The sequence below is a fragment of the Polymorphospora rubra genome (assembly GCF_018324255.1).
Classification (GTDB): Bacteria; Actinomycetota; Actinomycetes; order Mycobacteriales; family Micromonosporaceae; genus Polymorphospora; species Polymorphospora rubra.
The window spans coordinates 7095991-7114147 of sequence record NZ_AP023359.1 but is presented as its reverse complement, the minus strand read 5'-3'; the positions used below and the strand labels follow the sequence as shown (position 1 = coordinate 7114147).

The window sequence follows — 18157 nt, the reverse complement described above, 5'->3', positions numbered from 1 at the left end:
CGGTGGTGTGGCCGTCAGCCGTTGACGGCGATCTCGCTGACCTGCCCGCCGCCGGCCATGGTCAGCCATGCGGCATAGGCGCCCTGCTTGGCGAAGTAGTTTCCGCCGCCGACGAACGCGAACCAGCCGCCACCGCTGACCGCGATCTCGCTGACCTGTCCACCCTCGGCGAGGGGCAGCCACTGGCCGTGGATGCCGTCCTTGGCGTAGAAGTTTCCGCTTTGCAGCCAGCCGATCCAGTTGCCGCTGAGGGCGACCTTGGTGGCGCCGCCGGCGTTGATCGCCTGCCAGGGCGAGTACGCGCCGTCCTTGGCGAACGCCACACCGGCCGAGTTCACGAACGCGAACCGCTCAGGGATCGCATCGGCCGGTGCCAGGTCCGCGAACGGCAGGTTGATCGGCGCGCCCTTGGTCACGGTTCCACCGCAGGAGTACGCCGGGGCGAGGTTGTACACCGCCCCGTTGCGCCGGATCTCGAAGTGCAGGTGGGGGCCGGTGGAGTTGCCGGTGCTGCCGACGTACCCGAGCAGTTGACCCTGCCCGACCTGCTGACCGACGGTGACCGAGGCCTGCCGCACCATGTGCAGATATCTGGTGACGTATCCGCTGGCGTGGGAGATCGTCACCGTGTTTCCCCGCCGGAGGTCCAGCCGGCGAAGGTGACGGTGCCGGGATAGGCGGCGCCGATCGCCATCCCGCTGTTTCCGGCGACGTCCACCCCGTAGTGGTCGCTGTCGATGCTGCCGCATCTGTTCGACAACACCCCGGTTACCCGCCCGCCGACCGGCTGGATCATCGCCCCGGTCTGAGCGGACGCCGGCTGTGCCGGGACCACAGCCAGTCCACACAGGATCACCGTGGCGACCACCAGCGCTCGCAGTCGCCTCCCCACCGCCTCCCGCGTCACTCCACACCCTTCCCTCGAGCTTCTCGACGTCGGTACGACGCCCGGTACTCGCCCGGTCCGGGACGGCAGGTCGCGGTCCGCAGGCGGCTGATCCGAGATGATCCCGCCCGTGATCGGCCCTGGCAAGCCGTGCAGAGCATCGCCCTGACGGACCAACACCCGGACACCTCGTCAAGCTCCACGATGGGCGGCGCCCGGGGCTCAGAAGGTGGTGCGATCGGGCCGTCGCGGTCCGGCTCGGGCAGGTAGAACACCTGCGCGCGGTACGGCCGGTGCCGGCGGCGGACCCGATCTACCGCGTCGCTCTGCTGCGATCCGCGGCCCGGTTGCCACGAAGCCGATCCTGCGGGGCTGTGCTCCGGTGGGGACGGGAGTTGCCGGGAGCGGTAGAAGCAGGCCACCCGCGGGGGACGTTGTGCGGCAGGTCGTCGTTCGCCCGTTCGTCGTCTGTCACGCGGCTCACCCCTTGTGCACTACCGGCGTTATCGGCTCAACGAGCGAGACCGTTGCTGGCAACGGCTCGGCAACCGCCGGGCGGTGTCGCCGGGCAGGCTGGAAGGGCGCCGCGGCCGCGCCGATGGCCATCAAGGGCGGGCCGAACTGGTGGAAGGTGCCCGCAGCGCTGGCGGAGCCGGGTGGTCCGGTGCTGTCGAGGTAGCTGGCCGGAGCTCGACGGGTTCTCACCGGCCCGCGGCCGAGCTCCCGTCAGCCCGAAGGGCCGCCCGCACCACCTTCCTGTCGTCTGGTTCGCGGCCGGGTGGGGGCATGGCGTCGGGAAACAGCCCGGGTGGGCGAGCAGGGCGAGACGGTCCGAACCCTGCTGTCGAGCCAGCTACCGTGGAGCGGTGGGCGTGGTGATTCCCCGGGCGCTGCAGCCGTACGTCGCCTCGTTGTCGACGTACGACATCGACATGGGCGCGCCCGGGGTGCACCGCGGGCTACCGGGCACGACACTGACGTTCGTGCTGCCGGTCGGGGAGCCGCTCGACATCGGCTGGCGCGGCGACGACGCGAGCCGTGGGCGCCGGTGGACGACGCTGTCGGGGCTGCACGCCGGCCCGGCCGAGATCCACCACGACGGAAAGCAGACCGGGGTGCAGCTGGACCTGACCACGGCCGGGGCGCGGGCACTGCTCGGGATGCCGGCGGCCGAGCTGGCCAGCACGCTGGTCGAGCTCGACGACGTCGTACCGTCCCTGCGGCACCTCCCGGAGCAGCTCGCCGACTGCGCGCCCGAGGCTCGGGCGGCCCTCGTCGCCGACGCACTGCTGGATCGGCTGACCGACCACGACGAACCGCGGGCCGAGGTCGGTCGCGCTCTCGCCCGGCTGACCCGCGGCGCAACCGTCCAGGACGTCGCCGACGACGTCGGCTACAGCCGCCGCCACCTCGGCACGCTGGTCCGCCGCGAGTGCGGGATGACGCCGCAGGAGGTACGCCGCCTGGGCCGCTTCGAGCGAACCCGTGCCGTGCTGGGCCGGGTGCCACTGGCCGAGGCCGCGCAGCGGTGCGGGTACGCCGACCAGGCCCACCTGACACGCGAGTGGGTACGGTTCGCGGGGTGCTCGCCGACGACCTGGTTGCGCGAGGAGTTCCCATTCCTTCAAGACCTGCACGCCGACGGTGGGGGAGAGTCGGGGGCATGAGCAACGCAGCGGAGATCAAGCTCTGGCACACCATGTCCTTCCGCGACGCCGACGCGATGATCGCCTGGCTGGGCGCGATCGGATTCGTCGAGCACGCGACCTACCGGGACGAGGCCGACCCCTCGGTCGTCGTGCACGCCGAGTGGCTGTGGCCCGGCGGTGGGGGCATCATGTTCGGCAGCGAGCGCGCCGACGGAGCGGTTACCAACGTGGGCGGCTCCGCGGCGTACCTGGTCACCGACGACCCCGACACCGTCTTCCAGCGTGCCGTCGACGCCGGGGCGACGGTGCTCCGCGAGCTGGTCGACCAGGACTACGGCGGCCGCGGCGGCAGCGTAACGGACCCGGAGGGCAACCACTGGTCGTTCGGGAGCTACCAGCCTTCCTGAGCGCTCATCCCGTTTGGTTGCGCCTGGTGGGGTCGGTGACAGCAGATCAGGGCGCAGCCGGGGTCGGTGAAGGCCGGGAAGTGGTCGGCCTCGCGCTCGTGGCCGCGTACGGGCCGGCGGTCGTTCGGCTCTGACGCGGCGAGGGTGTAAACGGTCAGTGATCTATGCGAGCAGGATTCGTCGACGTAGAAGCGCGAATCCTGTTTTGCCGCACATCTGCCGTCCGAGAATCCTGACCTTGGTGTCGGCGCCTTCGACGGGGCCGTTGCCGTGGGGCAGGGGCAGGCCGGCCACGACTCGGTGGGTCGGTGCGCAGCCTTGGTCGAAGGAGTGCGGTGCGGGCAGGTCGTCGGCCTCGGGGATGGTCATCCAGGCGTCGCGGTCGTGACCGCGCGGGCGATGAACAGGCCGACGACCTTGCCTACCTGTGCGGCTGTCTCTCGTTGCGGTCAGTGGCCGTGGTAGAGGGCGTCGATGTCGGCGCCGTGGTGCGCTTCGACCATGTCGCGTTTGATCTTCAGGGTCGGGGTGATCTCCCCGTCGGTTTCGGTGAAGTCCCGGGGCAGGATCCGGAAGGTCTTGACCTGCTCCGCCTTCGACAGCGTTTCGTTGGCCCGGTCGACGGCGGACTGCACCTCGCCGCGCAACTGCGGATCGTCCCGCATCGTGGCGACGGAGGCGTCCGGCCGGCCGTGTGCGGAGCGCCAGCGCAGCCATGCGTGCGGGTCGATGGTGACCAGTGCGGCCACGTACGGGCGGCCAGCGCCGACGAGCATGCACTGGCTGATCAGCGGATGAGCGCGGACGGCCTCCTCGATCGGCACCGGTGCGATGTTCTTGCCGGCCGCGGTGACGATGATTTCCTTCTTGCGGCCGGTGAGCCGCAGGAACCCGTCGCGGTCGAGATCGCCGAGATCACCGGTGCACAGCCAGCCGTCCTCGGTGAAGGTCGCGCGGGTGGCGTCCGGGTTGTTCCAGTAGCCCGGAAAGACGACGTCGCCGTGGGCGAGGATCTCGCCGTCGTCGGCGATGCGGATCTCGACCCCGGGCAGGGGACGACCGACCGTGCCGATTCGCTGCGCCGAGGGAAGGTTCGCCGTGAGTGTCGGCGAGGTCTCGGTGAGGCCGTACCCCTCCAACACCACGATGCCGGCGCCGCGGAAGAAGTGTTCGAGCCGCTCGTCGAGGGGCGCCCCGCCGACGATCGCCATCCGGCACCGTCCACCCAGCGCCGCCCGCAGCTTCCGGTACGCCAGCAGGTCGCACCCGCCACGGGCGAGCCGTAGCAGCATGCCCGGCCCGCCCGGCTTGTCGAGGGCGCGGCTGTAGCGCACCGCCACCCGGTCGGCGGCGGCGAACAGTCGTCCGCGGCGGGCGTCGTCGGCCTTCTGGTGGGCCTGGGCGTGCAGCTTCTCGAAGATCCGCGGCACCGCCAGGATGAAGGTGGGCCGGAACCTGCGTAGCTGGTCCAGCGCCCCCGACATGCCCGCGCTGTGCACCATCGTGGCCCGGGTCTGCACCATCCCCACCTGGATCAGTCGGGCGAACGCATGCGCGAGTGGCAGGAACAGCACCGTCGACGCCCGCGGGTGCAGCAACTCCGGCAGCACCGCGACGGCGCTGGTCACGTCGCGGTGGATGTTGCGGTGGGTCAGCACGCAACCCTTGGGACGGCCGGTCGTGCCGCTGGTGTACACGATCGTGGCCATGTCACCGCCGGCCACCCGCGCGCGACGGTCGTCGACCCGCGCATCGTCGACCGTACGCCCCTGCCCGGCCAGGGCGATCAGGTCGCCCGATTCGATCTGCCAGACCTCACGCAGGGCCGGTAGGTCCAGCCGCAGCCCCGCCACCATCTCGCCGTGTGCGGGCGTCTCCACCACGCAGCCCACGGCTGCGGAGTCCGACAGGATCCATCCCACCTGATCAGGACTGGCGGTGTCGTAGATCGGCACGGTCACCGCCCCGATTGCCCACAGGGCGTAGTCGACCAGGGTCCACTCGTACCGGGTCCGGCTCAGCAGTGCGACCCGGTCACCGTGCCGCACGCCGGCGGCGACGAACCCGCGAGCGATGGCCAGGACGTCGTCGCGGAACTGCTCGCAGGTCACCGACAGGTCGCCGCCGCCCCGTACCTGCCGCCGCGCCGGCCACGCCCGCGACACCGGGGCCGGCCGTACGAACTGCACCGCCCGCGGAGCCTCCTTGGCATTGATCCACACCCGGTCCGCCAGGCCCGGCGCCACCGTTCCCACGTCCACCGACGCGACAGCACCGCCCTGCACATCCACCTCCGCCACCCACGCTGCGACGCCCGATCGCGGCAACTGCCACCCTGCCCATCCTGGCGGCGTACGCCGACCGCGACGGCCGAATCGGCGGAACCGATCCGCAGTGCGGAGACACCTGCTAGCCGGAACGTGCCTCCGTTCTCAGCTCTCCGGGCGGGCGACTCCCCGGCCCAGCAGCGGGCCGGCGATCTCCCACATCGTGTCGGTCAACGGGACCGGGCGCAGCGAGTCCGGGTCGAGGTTCACCAGCACCCGGCTTCCCTCGGCATGGCGGACGGCGTGCGTGGTCGACAGCACCTCGAAGCGGTAGGTGACGCTGGTCCGCCCCGCCCGCTCGACCCAGAAGTGCACGTCGACATCGCACATCCCGACGATCGGGGCGTGGTAGGTGATTGTCAGCTCCCGTACCACCTGGACCGATTCGCGTGGGTCCGGCTTCCAGCCGGCTTCCAGCCAGTAGTCGATCACGGCCCGGTCGAACAGCACGGCATAGCCGGCGTGATGCAGGACGCCGAAACCATCAAGATCGTCAAGGTACACGCGCTGGCGCGTGACAACGCCGTCGGTGACGTCGATGCTCATGTTCCCTCTCCCCAAAAAAGCAACCGATCGGTCGCATAGTATGGGTCGCCGAGCTTTGCGTCCAGTCGGTCGCATATGCTGCGGGGGTGACTTCCGTGGATGGTCGGCGCCGCCGTGGCGATGCCACCCGGCGCACCGCTGCCCGCAGCGCCGCGATGACGGCGACGGTCAGCGGGCTGGACTCGGTGACGGTCGGCGGACTCGCCGCCTCGACCGGGTTGAGCAAGAGCGGGATCCTCACGGTGTTCGGCAGCCGCGAGGCCATTTTGCTCGCCGCCGTCGCCGAAGCACGCCAGATCTACATCGACACCGTGATCGCCCCCGGTTGGGGATCGCAGCCGGGACGGGATCGATTGCACGCGGTCGTGGACTCGTGGTTCTCGTGCCTACGCCGCAGGGTCTTCCCGGGCGGGTGCTTCATCACGGCGACATCCAGCGAGTACGGCCACCGGGACGGCCCGGTCGCCGATGCGATCCGCAAACTGAAGCGGGAATGGCTGGATCTGATCGAGTCCGAGCTGTCGATCGCGGGCTCCGCCGATCCGCCCGGCGACGCGTTCCGCATCGACGCGTTCCTCAGCGCCGCCAACACCCGGTTCCAGTTGTTCGACGACGAGACCGCGCTCGAACGCGGACGACACCTCGCGTTCGAGGTCATCGACCGGACCTCCTGAACCGGCCCGGACGCCCTCCCACATGCCCGCGTCCGGACGAGCGAACCGAGGGGCGACGATCTCGGCGAGCCGGCCGATCGCTTCGGGAAACGAGGCAGTCAGCCACGTTGGACACTGCACTAGGGTGCGGGGGTGACGGTTGCCCCTCGGGAAGCGGAAGTGCGCCTCGGTCCGATCGGCGCGCTGCTGTGCCGATCGATGTTCCTGGCCATCTGCCTGCCCGGGCCGATCCTGATCGTCGCCGCGATGACGTTGGACCCACCGCGGTCGCCCACGGACTTCTGGGGCCTGCTCGCCGGTGGCGTGCTGGTGACGATCGCCGGTGTCGGGTTCGGCATCTTCGGCTGGCGGCTGGTCACCCGCTCGCGCCGCGACGGGCGTCGGCTGTCCGCCGCTGGTGTCGCCGCGACAGCGGAGGTTCTCGCGGTGGCGAACCACCTGGGCGGCGAGGACCCTGGGCTGGAACTCCGCCTGCGGATCAGCGGGCCCGGGTTCGCCACGTTCGAGGCGGACACGATCCGCGCCGACGACCCGGCCCTCGTGCCCGGCGCGTTGCTGCCGGCCATCGTGGACCCCGTCGATCGGCTTTTTTCAATCACCTAGCGGCCATCCGGTCAGGCTGGCCCGGCCAACGTTCCCGCGTCGTCTCACACCCGGAGCCGCTGACACCGCCCTGTCTGCCAGGGTGGGTCGAGGCCAGCCGGCTGGACCCGGCGAAGGTGAGCGGGGCGGTCAGCCGCGGTGGTGATCGCTGGAGCGGCGTACAACCAGTTCGGGCTGGAAGACGACGTGCCGGTGGCGGTGCACCAGGTCCGCTTCGGCCTCCTCGAGCAGCAGCAGCGCCGCCGTGCGGCCAAGCTGCTCGCGGGGCTGACGGACCGACGACAGCGGCACCGCCGCCGCACCGGCGAACTCGATGTCGTCGTATCCGACGATCGCCACGTCGTCGGGCACCCGTAGCCCGCGTTCGGTCAACTGTTGCAGGACGCCGAGGGCGATCAGGTCGTTGGCGCAGATCACCGCAGTGGGCCGGTGCCCGGCGGGCAGGGTCAGCAGTTCCTCGGCCGCGCGCCGACCGGCGGCCACCGTCAGGCTGCCCGTGCTCGCCACGTGCAGTTCGGTGGCGACGGCACGCTCGGTCAACGCCGCGGCGGCGCCGGCATGCCGGTCGGCCACCTGGGGGATCGAGAAGGGGCCTCCGGCGTACGCGATGCGCCGGTGGCCCTGATCCAGCAGGTGCTCCATGGCCAGCCGGCCGCCGAGGAGGTCGTCCACGGCCACCGAGCAGCGACTCGCCTGCCCGGATCCGCGGTCGACCAGCACCACCGGGATGCCCCGGTTGTGCAGGCGTTCGAGGTTGGGTTGGACGCCGTGCGCGACGGGCGTGATGAGGACGCCGCGTACCCGCTGCTCTTCGAGTAGTTCGAGGTGGCGGCGTTCGCGGGCGCTGTCCTCGCCGCTGTTGCAGACGATGAGCATCGCGCCGGCTTCCTCGATGACCTGCTCGGCACCGTGGACCACGTCGGTGAAGAACGGGTTGGCCACGTCGAGCACGACGATCGCCACGGTGCGACTCTGGCCGGCGCGTAGCTGCCGGGCGGAGTCGTTGCGCACATAGCCGAGCTCGGCTATGGCGTCGAGGACCCTCTGCCGGGTGGCTGGCGCGACGCTGTTCGGCCGGTTGAGCACGTTGCTGACGGTGCCGAGAGACACGCCGGCGCGCCGCGCGACCTCCTTGATGCCTGCCGTTGCCATGGCTCCCTCGACGCTGTGGTGCAGGTGGTGGTCGGCGCCGGCGTGGCAAGGGCTCGCCGCGTCGCCGATCGGGAGAGCCTATCGGTGGTAGAACGTTTCACTCGTTCCAACTCGCGGGTCCTCCCTGGGCGAGTGGCGTTTCGGGCAGGCGAATCGCGGCCTGAGCCCACATTTGCGGTCCTGTATAACAGGACGGTAACCGGCTGGAAACCCTTGACCTGTGCCCAAGAACACACCTAGAGTCGGATTCCAAGTGAAACGTTTCATTCACTCCTGCAACCCCACAACCCCAAGGGGCCGCGTGCGTCCGGTCTTGGCGCTGGAGAGTGTGGACAAGTCGTTCGGCGCTGTCGCCGCCTTACGCAACGCCCGGCTGGACCTGTACGCCGGCGAGGCGCACGCCCTGGTCGGCGAGAACGGCGCCGGAAAGTCCACCCTGGTGAAGATCCTGGCGGGCGTGCACGGGCCGGACACGGGACGGGTGCTGCTCGACGGCGAGCCGGTCACCTTCGGTGGCCCGGCCGACGCCCGCGCGGCCGGCATCGCCGTCATCTACCAGGAGCCGACCCTGTTCCCGGACCTGTCGGTCGCGGAGAACATCTTCATGGGCCGGCAACCCCTCAAAGGGCTGCGCCGCATCGACGCCCCGGCCATGCGCGAGCGCACCGACGAACTGTTCGCCCGGCTCGGCGTCCGGATCGACCCGGACCGTCCCGCCCGCGGCCTGTCCATCGCCGACCAGCAGCTCGTCGAGATCGCCAAGGCGCTCTCCTTCGACGCCCGGGTGCTGGTGATGGACGAGCCCACGGCGGCCCTGTCCGGCGTCGAGGTCGAACGACTCTTCGCCGTGGCCCGCTCCCTACGCGACAACGGCGCGGCGATCCTGTTCATCTCGCACCGGTTCGACGAGGTGTTCTCGCTCTGTCAACGGGTCACCGTGATGCGCGACGGCCGGTGGATCGCCACCGACGAGATCGGCAACCTCACCGTGGACGGTCTCGTCCGCACCATGGTCGGCCGTGACGTCGCCGCGCTCTTCCCCAAGCTGGAGACCGAGGTGGGCGAGGTACGCCTGGAGGTCGACGGGCTGACCCGGCACGGCTACTTCGAAGACGTCTCCTTCACCGTGCGCGGCGGCGAGATCGTTGCCCTCGCCGGCCTGGTCGGCGCCGGTCGCAGCGAGGTGGCCCGGGCGATCTTCGGCGTGGACCGGTACGACGCCGGTGAGGTCCGCGTCGACGGCACGCGACTGCGCGGGGCCGACCCGCCGGCGGCGATCAACGCCGGCCTGGCCCTCGTGCCCGAGGACCGTCGCCAGCAGGGGCTGGTGATGGAGCTGTCCATCGAGCGCAACACCACGCTGCCGCGCCGGTGGGCCCTGAGCCGCCTGGGGCTGTTGTTCGGCGGCAGCGAGCGGCGTTCGGCGGCGGACTGGGCCAGGCGGTTGCAGGTCAAGGCCGCCCGCAACACCGACCCGGTCTCGACCCTCTCCGGCGGCAACCAGCAGAAGGTCGTGCTGGCCAAGTGGCTGTCCACCGAGCCCCGGGTGCTCATGATCGACGAACCCACGCGCGGCATCGACGTCGGCACGAAAGCCGAGGTGCACCGGCTGCTCTCCCAACTGGCATCCGAGGGCGTGGCGGTCCTGATGGTCTCCAGCGAACTGCCGGAGGTGCTCGGCATGGCCGACCGGGTGCTCGTCATGCACGAGGGTCGGCTCGTCGCCGACATTCCACGCGACCGGGCCGATGAGGAGAGCGTCATGTTCGCCGCGACCGGACAACGGAAGGTCGTCGCATGACCACGGCAGACGTACGGCCCCAGCCGGTCGCCCCGCCGCAGCGGCCCGGACCGGACCGGGAGTCCGGCGCCCGCCTGACGCACCGGCTGTTCGTCGTGCGCGAACTGGGCATCCTGCTCGCGCTGGTGCTCCTGGTCGCGGTGACCTTCGGCGTCAACCAGCGCTTCCTGTCCGCGCAGAACGTCAAGGACCTGCTGCTCGGTTCGACCATTCTGGCCATCCTCGCGGTCGGCCAGGCCATCGTGATCATCACCCGCAACGTGGACCTGTCGGTCGGCTCGATCCTCGGCCTGTCCGCGTTCGGCACCGGCGTGCTGTTCGTCAACAACCCCGGCGTACCGATCCCGCTGGCCATCCTGATCGGGGTCACGCTCGGCGCGGTCTGCGGCGCGGTCAACGGCGGCCTGATCGCGGCGGCCCGCGTACCGGCCCTGGTGGTCACCCTCGGCACGCTCTACGTGTTCCGCGGCATCGACCACACCTGGGCGACCGGACGCCAGATCAACGCCGCCGACATGCCGCGCGACTTCCTGCGGATGGGCACCGCCACCGTTCTCGGCGTCCCGGTGCTCGCGCTCTTCGCGGTCGCCGTGCTCGTCGCCGCCGGCTACCTGCTGCGCAACTACCGCAGCGGTCGGGAGCTCTACGCGATCGGCTCCGACCCCGACGCCGCCCGGCTGTCCGGCATCGCGGTCGGTCGACGGGTCTTCTTCGCCTTCGTGGCCAGCGGCGCGCTGGCCGGGCTGGCCGGCGTGCTGTACGCGGCCCGGTTCGGCACCCTCGACGCCAACGCCGGGCTCGGTATCGAGCTGAACGTGGTCGCGGCCGTGGTGGTCGGCGGCGTCGCGATCTTCGGTGGCAGCGGGTCGGTGTACGGCGCCGCGCTCGGCGCCGTCCTGCTGACCACCATCGGCAGCGCCCTGCCGGTGCTCGGGGTCACCCCGTTCTGGCAGCGCGCCGCGGTCGGCGCACTCATCCTGGCCGCCATCGGCCTCGACCGGGCGCTCGCCGTCCGCATGGCACGTCGTCTGCGAGGAGGCAAGACCCGTGGCAACTGACACCCTGGCCACCCCGGGACCCACCGCCACCCCGGCGTCGCCACCGGGACCGCCCACCTGGCGCCGCCTGATCGGATCGTGGGACGCCGTCCTCATCCTCGCGCTGCTCCTGGTGACGCTCGTCGCCACCACCTCGATCGAGGGTGTCGGCAGCCCGCGCTTCTACCGCTTCGTCGTGCTGGAGGCGATCCCGATCGCCCTGATCGCACTGCCGATGACACTGGTCGTCATCACCGGCGAGATCGACCTGTCGGTGGCGAGCACGGTCGGCCTGACCTGCGCGGTACTCGGCCAACTCTGGTACCTCGGCATCACCTCGCTGCCGCTGCTGATCGTGCTGAGCCTGCTGCTCGGCGCCGCCCTCGGTGCGGTCAACGGCCTCTTCGTCACGGTGTTCGGCCTGCCGTCACTGGCGGTCACCATCGGCACGCTCGCGCTCTACCGTGGCCTGGCGTACGTCGTCCTCGGCGACCGGGCGATCGCCGACTACCCGCCGACCTGGACGCAGAACGCGGTGGCCCCCATCCCGGGCACCGTCATTCCCTGGTTCGTGCTGGTCCTGGCCGCCCTCGCCGTCATGTTCGGCGTGCTGCTGTACGCCACCCCGATCGGTCGTTCGCTCTACGCGATCGGCAACAGCGCCGAGGCGTCCACCTTCGCCGGTGTCTCGGTGCTGCGCACCAAGTTCTGGCTCTTCGTCGCCACCGGTGCCATGGCGGCGCTGGCCGGCGTCTTCTGGACCTTCCGGTTCGCCAGTGCCCGGGCCGACAACGCGACCGGGTTGGAGTTGGCGGTGGTGGCGGCCGTGTTGCTCGGCGGCGTCTCCATCTTCGGCGGCCGGGGCGGGCTCGTCGGCGTGCTCGCGGCGGTGGCCCTGCTCGGCGTCCTGCGCAACGCGCTGCAACTGGCCGACGTGCCGGCGAACGCCCTGACCATCGTCACCGGCACCCTGCTCATCCTCTCCGTCGTCGGACCGAACGCCGTGCGGATGACGCGCGAGCGGCTACGTCGGCGCCGACCCGCCACCACCCCGAAAGGAAATCACCATGAGGATCAGACGTACCCGGATCGTCGCGACCGCGGTGCTGGCCGCCGTCGCCCTCACCCTCGGCGCCTGCGCCGAGGACACCGACACCGGTGGCGACACCGGCGCCGGCGCCAATCCCTCCGGCACCATCAAGGAGGGCCTCAAGGTCACCTTCCTGCCCAAGCAGGTCAACAACCCGTACTTCGACACCTCCGACAACCAGGGCGGCAAGCCGGCGGTCGAGGAGTTCAAGGGCCAGTACGCCCAGACCGGCCCGTCCGAGGCGAGCCCGTCGGCCCAGGTGTCGTACATCAACACGCTCTCCCAGCAGGGCACCGACGTCATCATCATCGCGGCGAACGACCAGGACGCCGTCTGCGGCTCGCTGACCGAGGCCCGGGCGGCCGGGGCGACGGTCGTCACCTACGACTCGGACACCAAGCCGGAGTGCCGGGACGCCTTCGTCAACCAGGCCACCTCGGAGGGCATCGCCCAGTCGCAGATCAAGCTGATCTCCGACGCGGTCGGTCCCGACGGCGGCGAGATCGCCATCCTGTCGGCGACCGCGAACGCGACGAACCAGAACGCCTGGATCGAGCTGATGAAGACCGAACTGGCCAAGCCGGAGTACAGCAAGCTCAAGCTGGTGGCCACGGTCTACGGCGACGACCAGGACGAGAAGTCGTTCCAGGAGGCCCAGGGCCTGCTGTCCCGCTACCCGAACCTGAAGGGCATCATCTCGCCGACCACCGTCGGTGTCGCCGCCGCGGCCCGCTACCTTTCCGGCTCGTCCTACAAGGGCCAGGTCCAGCTCACCGGGCTCGGCACGCCCAACCAGATGCGCGAGTACGTCAAGGACGGCACCGTCAAGGCGTTCGCCCTGTGGAACCCCACCGACCTCGGTTACCTCGCCGCGTACACCGGTGCGGCGCTCGCCTCCGGGATCATCACCGGCAAGGAGGGGGAGACGTTCACCGCCGGCAAGCTCGGCGAGTTCACCGTCGGCGCGAACGGTGAGGTGCTGCTCGGCGAACCGTTCGAGTTCAACGCCACCAACATCGACCAGTTCAACTTCTGACCGGTGTGCGTGCGCCGGGTCTGCCGCACCCGCCAGGTCAGACCGGAGCGGACGGCGCAGTACCGGCGCCGCCACCCCGCCGTCCACGTCCGGACCGAGATCTTCCATCTCGAAGAGCAACTTGGGGAGCGGCAATGACCGAGATCGACCCGAGCACCCGCCGGCGGGTCCTCGACGCCCTGCGGGAGCAGCGCATCGAGACCCCGTCCTGGGCTTACGGCAACTCGGGTACCCGGTTCAAGGTGTTCACCCAGCCGGGCGTGCCCCGCGACCCGTACGAGAAGGTGGCGGACGCGGCGACCGTGCACCGCTTCACCGGTGTCGCGCCGACCGTGGCCCTGCACGTCCCGTGGGACCGGGTGGACGACTACGCCGCGCTGGCCGGGTACGCCGGGGAACAGGGCGTCGAACTGGGCACCGTCAACGCCAACGTGTTCCAGGACGACGACTACAAGCTGGGCTCGGTCACCAACCCCGACCCGGCGGTCCGCCGCAAGGCGATCGGGCACCTCCTGGAGTGCGTCGACGTCATGGACGCCACCGGGTCGCGGGACCTCAAGCTGTGGTTCTCCGACGGCACCAACTACCCCGGACAGGACAACACCCGCGAGCGGCAGGACCGCCTCGCGGAGGCGCTGCGGCAGGCGTACGACCGGCTCACCGGCGAGCAGCGGCTACTGCTGGAGTACAAGCTGTTCGAGCCGGCGTTCTATCTGACCGACGTGCCGGACTGGGGCACCGCGTACGCGCACTGCCTCGAACTCGGTGACCGGGCCCAGGTGGTCATCGACACCGGCCACCACGCACCGGGTACCAACATCGAGTTCATCGTGGCCTTCCTGCTGCGCGCCGGGAAACTCGGCGCCTTCGACTTCAACTCACGCTTCTACGCCGACGACGACCTGATGGCGGGCGCGGCGGACCCGTTCCAACTGTTCCGGATCATGCACGAGATCGTCCAGGCCGACGCGTTGCGCCCGTCCTACGGCATCGCGTTCATGCTCGACCAGTGCCACAACATCGAACCGAAGGTGCAGGCGGTCATCCGGTCGGTGCTCAACGTCCAGGAGGCGACCGCCAAGGCGCTCCTGGTGGACGTGGCGGCGCTGACCGCCGCCCAGCGCTGCGGCGACGTGCTGGAGGCCAACGCCGCGCTGATGGACGCGTACCACACCGACGTCCGGCCGTTGCTGCGCGAACTGCGCGAGGAGCTGGGGCTGGACCCGGACCCGGTCGCGGCCTACAAGCGCTCCGGCCACCTGGAGCGGGTCACGGCCGAGCGGGTCGGTGGTCAGCAGGCGGGTTGGGGCGCCTGACACCTCCCGGCCACATCCCTTTGTCGCCTGTACCCCGAGAAATGCGAAGGAAGCCATGACGAACCCCGCGGTGCGTGACCTGTTGGACCGCAGCAACCGGCTCGGCGCCGATCCGGCGAACACCAACTACGCCGGCGGCAACACCTCCACCAAAGGGGTGGAGACCGATCCGGTGACCGGCGAACCCACCGACCTGCTCTGGGTCAAGGGTTCCGGCGGTGACCTCGGCACCCTCACCGAGCACGGGTTGGCCGCACTCCGGTTGGACCGGCTCCGGTGCCTGGTCGACGTCTACCCCGGTGTGGAGCGCGAGGACGAGATGGTCGCCGCGTTCGACTACTGCCTGCACGGGCGCGGCGGAGCGGCACCGTCCATCGACACCGCGATGCACGGTCTGGTCGACGTGACACACGTCGACCACCTGCACCCGGACTCGGGAATCGCGATCGCCACCGCCGCCGACGGGCCGGAGCTGACCCGGAAGATCTTCGGCGACCGCGTGCTCTGGGTGCCGTGGCGCCGGCCCGGCTTCCAGTTGGGACTCGACATCGCCGCCGCGCAGCGGGCCAACCCGCAGGCCATCGGTGTCATCCTGGGTGGGCACGGCATCACCGCCTGGGGCGCCACCAGCGACGACTGCGAGGCCAACTCCCGCGAGATCATCGTCACCGCGGCCCGGTACATCGCCGAGCACGGTCGGCCCGAGCCGTTCGGGAAGCTGGTGTACGAGCCGCTGCCCGAGCCGGAGCGGCAGGCCCGCGCCGCCGCGCTCCTACCGGTGCTGCGTGGTCTCGCCTCCACCGACCGGGCGCAGGTGGGCCACTACACCGACAGCGACGTGGTGCTCGACTTCGTCGGCCGCGAGCGGATGGCGGAACTGTCCGCGCTGGGCACGTCGTGCCCGGACCACTTCCTGCGGACGAAGGTCCGCCCGATGGTGCTCGACCTGCCGCCCACCGCCGGGCTGGCGGAGACCGTCGCGCGGCTCAGGGAGTTGCACGCCGTCTACCGCGCGGACTACCGCGCCTACTACGAGCGGTACGCCGAGGCGGACAGCCCGGCCCTGCGCGGCGCCGACCCGGCCATCGTGCTGGTGCCGGGCGTCGGCATGTTCAGCTTCGGGGCGAACAAGCAGACCGCGCGGGTCGCCGGGGAGTTCTACGTCAACGCCGTCAACGTGATGCGGGGCGCCGAGGCGGTCTCGGCGTACGCCCCGATCGACGAGGCGGAGAAGTTCCGCATCGAGTACTGGGCGCTGGAGGAGGCGAAGCTCCAGCGGATGCCGAAGCCCAGGCCGCTTTCCACCCGTATCGCGCTGGTCACCGGCGCCGGGTCCGGCATCGGCCGGGCGATCGCCCACCGGATCGCCGCCGAGGGCGCCTGCGTCGTGGTCACCGACCGGGACGCCGTCGCCGCCCGGACCGTCGCGGCCGAGATCGGCGGCCCGGACGCCGCCGTCGCCGTGCCGCTCGACGTCACCGACGAGGAGCAGGTGGCCGCCGCCGTCCGGGCGGCGGTGCTCGCCTTCGGCGGGGTCGACCTGGTGGTCAACAACGCCGGGCTGTCGCTGTCGAAGTCGTTGCTGGACACCACCGCCCGCGACTGGGACCGGCAACACGACGTGATGGCCAAGGGGTCGTTCCTGGTTTCCCGGGAGGTCGCCCGGGTGCTCGTCGCCCAGGGCATGGGCGGCGACATCGTCTACATCGCCAGCAAGAACGCGGTGTTCGCCGGCCCGAACAACGTCGCGTACGGCGCGGCAAAGGCGGACCAGGCGCACCAGGTCCGGCTGCTCGCCGCCGAGTTGGGCGCGCACGGTGTGCGGGTCAACGGTGTCAACCCGGACGGGGTGGTGCGCGGCTCCGGCATCTTCGCCGGCGGTTGGGGCGCCGACCGGGCCGCCGTGTACGGCGTACCCGAGGAGAAGCTCGGCGAGTTCTACGCGCAACGCACCCTGCTCAAGCGGGAGGTGCTGCCGGAGCACGTCGCCAACGCCGTCTTCGCCCTCACCGCGGGCGACCTGTCGCACACCACCGGCCTGCACATCCCGGTCGACGCCGGCGTCGCCGCCGCCTTCCTGCGGTGACGACGATGCCGCCGAGGGGTGCCCCGGGGACCGGGGCCGGGTCCCCGTCCGGGGCGGACCTGCCGGCCGGGTCCGCGGCCCGGGCCCGGCCCGGTGCGGCACCGCACCCCGGTGGCACCACGCCGGCCGGCGTCGCCGCCGTCGATCTCGGCGCCTCCAGCGGCCGGGTGGTCCTCGGCCAGGTCGGCCCGGACACCCTGCACCTGACGGTGGCGCACCGGTTCGCCAACGAGCCGGTGCGCGTCGGCGGGACGCTGCACTGGGACATCCTGGCGCTCTTCCGCGAGGCGCTGACCGGGCTCCGCGCGGCCGGCCCGGTGGCCAGCATCGGCGTCGACTCCTGGGCGGTCGACTACGGCCTGGTCGACGCCTCGGGTGCGCTGCTCGGCAATCCGGTGCACTACCGCGACACGCGTACCGACGGCGTCCTGGAGCAGGTCACGCGGCGGCTCGGCGCCGAACGTCTCTACGCCACCACCGGTCTTGCGCAACTGCCGTTCAACACCCTCTACCAACTCACCGCGGCCGTCGCCACGCCGCAGTTCGGCGCCGCCCACCGGCTGCTCATGATCCCGGATCTGATCGCCTACTGGCTGACCGGGCAGGTCGGCGCCGAGATCACCAACGCCTCCACCACCCAGCTGTACGACGTACACACCCGCACCTGGGCGGATGGCCTGATGGCCGACGCAGGCATTCCCCGGCACCTCTTCCCGCCGTTGCGGGAGCCCGGCACCCGGATCGGGCCGACGCTGCCCGGGCTGGACCTGCCGGGTACGCCGGACGTGGTGGCGGTCGGCTCCCACGACACCGCCTCGGCCGTGGTCGCGGTGCCCGCCAGCGGCGAACACTTCGCCTACATCTCCTGCGGCACCTGGTCGCTGGTCGGCGTCGAGCTGGACCGACCGGTGCTCACCGGGGCCAGCCGCCGGGCGAACTTCACCAACGAGGGCGGCGTCGACGGCACGATCCGCTACCTGCGTAACGTCATGGGTCTGTGGCCGTTGCAGGAATGCCTGCGCAGCTGGGGCGGACCCGACCTGGCCGGCCTGCTCGCCGCCGCCGCGCGCGAACCCGCGTTCCGCAGCGTGGTCGACATCGACGACCCGGCGTTCCTGCCGCCCGGCGACATGCCGGACCGCATCGCCGGGGCGTGCCGCCGTTCCGGGCAGCCGACGCCGCGGTCTCCGGCCGCCGTCGTCCGCTGCATCGTCGACAGCCTGGCGCTCGCCCACCGCCGGGCGGTCCACCAGGTGCAGGAACTCTCCGGCCGGCACGTCGACGCGGTGCACATCGTCGGGGGAGGGGCGCGCAACGCCCTGCTGTGCCAGCTCACCGCGGATGCCTGCGGGCTGCCGGTGCTGGCGGGGCCGGTGGAGGCCACCGCGATCGGCAACGTGCTGGTGCAGGCCCGGGCCGCCGGTGCGGTCGGCGGCGACCTCGCTGCGCTGCGCCGGCTGGTACGACAGACTCAGCGGATAGTGCGCTACGAGCCCGAACGCGGCTCCGGGGCGGCGCGGGCGGATGAACGGCGGGTGGAGGTGTGA

The 18157-nt window shown here is 71.1% G+C and carries 16 protein-coding genes and 1 pseudogene; 11 read left to right on the top strand and 6 right to left on the bottom strand.

Annotated elements, in window-relative coordinates; translation table 11 throughout:
* Window positions 1-14 precede the first annotated feature (14 nt).
* Together Prubr_RS37825 and Prubr_RS37370 are read right to left on the bottom strand one after the other, a co-directional pair.
* Complete coding sequence (locus Prubr_RS37825; protein ID WP_281425852.1) at window positions 15-626, bottom strand: M23 family metallopeptidase; 612 nt, start codon at window positions 624-626, stop codon at window positions 15-17.
* The gene (locus tag Prubr_RS37370; protein ID WP_246567897.1) at window positions 623-796 is read right to left on the bottom strand and encodes a hypothetical protein; all 174 of its coding nucleotides are present in this window, start codon (window positions 794-796) and stop codon (window positions 623-625) included. Before Prubr_RS37370 ends, Prubr_RS37825 begins: the two co-directional genes overlap by 4 nt.
* A 956-nt stretch (window positions 797-1752) precedes the next feature.
* On the opposite strand from Prubr_RS37370, the gene Prubr_RS31150 reads away from it, so the two are divergent.
* Both Prubr_RS31150 and Prubr_RS31145 read left to right on the top strand, forming a co-directional pair.
* Window positions 1753-2553, top strand: coding sequence for a helix-turn-helix domain-containing protein (locus tag Prubr_RS31150; protein ID WP_212818559.1), 801 nt, complete (start codon window positions 1753-1755; stop codon window positions 2551-2553).
* Window positions 2550-2942 (top strand): VOC family protein, encoded by a 393-nt coding sequence (locus Prubr_RS31145; protein ID WP_212818557.1) that lies wholly within the window; start codon window positions 2550-2552, stop codon window positions 2940-2942. The genes Prubr_RS31150 and Prubr_RS31145 overlap by 4 nt, the downstream gene beginning before the upstream one ends.
* A gap of 162 nt (window positions 2943-3104) precedes the next feature.
* Here the strand turns inward: Prubr_RS31145 and Prubr_RS31140 are convergent, their stop codons facing one another.
* From Prubr_RS31140 to Prubr_RS31130, 3 genes are all read right to left on the bottom strand, one after another.
* Window positions 3105-3311 (bottom strand): transposase, encoded by a 207-nt coding sequence (locus Prubr_RS31140; RefSeq protein ID WP_212818555.1) that lies wholly within the window; start codon window positions 3309-3311, stop codon window positions 3105-3107.
* Window positions 3312-3391: 80 nt separating this feature from the next.
* The gene (locus Prubr_RS31135; RefSeq protein WP_425517960.1) at window positions 3392-5242 is read right to left on the bottom strand and encodes an AMP-dependent synthetase/ligase; all 1851 of its coding nucleotides are present in this window, start codon (window positions 5240-5242) and stop codon (window positions 3392-3394) included.
* 132 nt (window positions 5243-5374) lie between these two features.
* Window positions 5375-5815, bottom strand: a complete 441-nt coding sequence (locus tag Prubr_RS31130; RefSeq protein WP_212818553.1) for an acyl-CoA thioesterase — start codon at window positions 5813-5815, stop codon at window positions 5375-5377.
* Between the two features lie 86 nt (window positions 5816-5901).
* Between Prubr_RS31130 and Prubr_RS31125 the strand changes: the two genes are divergently transcribed.
* Both Prubr_RS31125 and Prubr_RS31120 read left to right on the top strand, forming a co-directional pair.
* Window positions 5902-6489, top strand: a complete 588-nt coding sequence (locus Prubr_RS31125) for a TetR/AcrR family transcriptional regulator (protein ID WP_212818551.1) — start codon at window positions 5902-5904, stop codon at window positions 6487-6489.
* A gap of 159 nt (window positions 6490-6648) precedes the next feature.
* Window positions 6649-7092, top strand: a complete 444-nt coding sequence (locus Prubr_RS31120; protein ID WP_212818549.1) for a hypothetical protein — start codon at window positions 6649-6651, stop codon at window positions 7090-7092.
* Window positions 7093-7221: 129 nt separating this feature from the next.
* Here the strand turns inward: Prubr_RS31120 and Prubr_RS31115 are convergent, their stop codons facing one another.
* Complete coding sequence (locus Prubr_RS31115; RefSeq protein ID WP_212818547.1) at window positions 7222-8244, bottom strand: LacI family DNA-binding transcriptional regulator; 1023 nt, start codon at window positions 8242-8244, stop codon at window positions 7222-7224.
* Between the two features lie 301 nt (window positions 8245-8545).
* Between Prubr_RS31115 and Prubr_RS31110 the strand changes: the two genes are divergently transcribed.
* The 7 genes and pseudogenes from Prubr_RS31110 (at window position 8546) to Prubr_RS31080 (ending at window position 18157) form a co-directional block, all read left to right on the top strand.
* On the top strand, window positions 8546-10045 hold the full coding sequence (locus Prubr_RS31110; protein WP_212818545.1) for a sugar ABC transporter ATP-binding protein: 1500 nt from the start codon (window positions 8546-8548) through the stop codon (window positions 10043-10045).
* Window positions 10042-11103 (top strand): ABC transporter permease, encoded by a 1062-nt coding sequence (locus Prubr_RS31105; protein ID WP_212818543.1) that lies wholly within the window; start codon window positions 10042-10044, stop codon window positions 11101-11103. The genes Prubr_RS31110 and Prubr_RS31105 overlap by 4 nt, the downstream gene beginning before the upstream one ends.
* A gap of 214 nt (window positions 11104-11317) precedes the next feature.
* Window positions 11318-12007, top strand: a pseudogene (locus Prubr_RS31100) (ABC transporter permease); the annotation flags it as partial.
* A gap of 142 nt (window positions 12008-12149) precedes the next feature.
* Window positions 12150-13208: a rhamnose ABC transporter substrate-binding protein gene (gene rhaS, locus Prubr_RS31095; RefSeq protein ID WP_246567895.1), complete on the top strand. Its 1059-nt coding sequence runs from the start codon at window positions 12150-12152 to the stop codon at window positions 13206-13208.
* Window positions 13209-13342: 134 nt separating this feature from the next.
* Window positions 13343-14524 carry an L-rhamnose isomerase gene (gene rhaI, locus Prubr_RS31090; RefSeq protein ID WP_212818540.1) on the top strand — a complete coding sequence of 394 codons (1182 nt, stop codon included), beginning with the start codon at window positions 13343-13345 and terminating at the stop codon, window positions 14522-14524.
* A gap of 55 nt (window positions 14525-14579) precedes the next feature.
* Window positions 14580-16610, top strand: coding sequence for a bifunctional aldolase/short-chain dehydrogenase (locus Prubr_RS31085; protein ID WP_212818538.1), 2031 nt, complete (start codon window positions 14580-14582; stop codon window positions 16608-16610).
* A gap of 5 nt (window positions 16611-16615) precedes the next feature.
* The gene (locus tag Prubr_RS31080; protein ID WP_212818536.1) at window positions 16616-18157 is read left to right on the top strand and encodes a rhamnulokinase; all 1542 of its coding nucleotides are present in this window, start codon (window positions 16616-16618) and stop codon (window positions 18155-18157) included.

What these genes read in the sequence shown, in the direction of transcription:
- Prubr_RS37370 (WP_246567897.1), bottom strand. Translation starts at nt 796, where the DNA reads ATGATCCAGCCGGTCGGCGGGCGGGTAACCGGGGTGTTGTCGAACAGA.
- Prubr_RS31145 (WP_212818557.1), top strand. Translation starts at nt 2,550, where the DNA reads ATGAGCAACGCAGCGGAGATCAAGCTCTGGCACACCATGTCCTTCCGC.
- Prubr_RS31140 (WP_212818555.1), bottom strand. Translation starts at nt 3,311, where the DNA reads ATGACCATCCCCGAGGCCGACGACCTGCCCGCACCGCACTCCTTCGAC.
- Prubr_RS31130 (WP_212818553.1), bottom strand. Translation starts at nt 5,815, where the DNA reads ATGAGCATCGACGTCACCGACGGCGTTGTCACGCGCCAGCGCGTGTAC.
- Prubr_RS31115 (WP_212818547.1), bottom strand. Translation starts at nt 8,244, where the DNA reads ATGGCAACGGCAGGCATCAAGGAGGTCGCGCGGCGCGCCGGCGTGTCT.
- Prubr_RS31105 (WP_212818543.1), top strand. Translation starts at nt 10,042, where the DNA reads ATGACCACGGCAGACGTACGGCCCCAGCCGGTCGCCCCGCCGCAGCGG.
- rhaS (WP_246567895.1), top strand. Translation starts at nt 12,150, where the DNA reads ATGAGGATCAGACGTACCCGGATCGTCGCGACCGCGGTGCTGGCCGCC.
- rhaI (WP_212818540.1), top strand. Translation starts at nt 13,343, where the DNA reads ATGACCGAGATCGACCCGAGCACCCGCCGGCGGGTCCTCGACGCCCTG.
- Prubr_RS31085 (WP_212818538.1), top strand. Translation starts at nt 14,580, where the DNA reads ATGACGAACCCCGCGGTGCGTGACCTGTTGGACCGCAGCAACCGGCTC.
- Prubr_RS31080 (WP_212818536.1), top strand. Translation starts at nt 16,616, where the DNA reads ATGCCGCCGAGGGGTGCCCCGGGGACCGGGGCCGGGTCCCCGTCCGGG.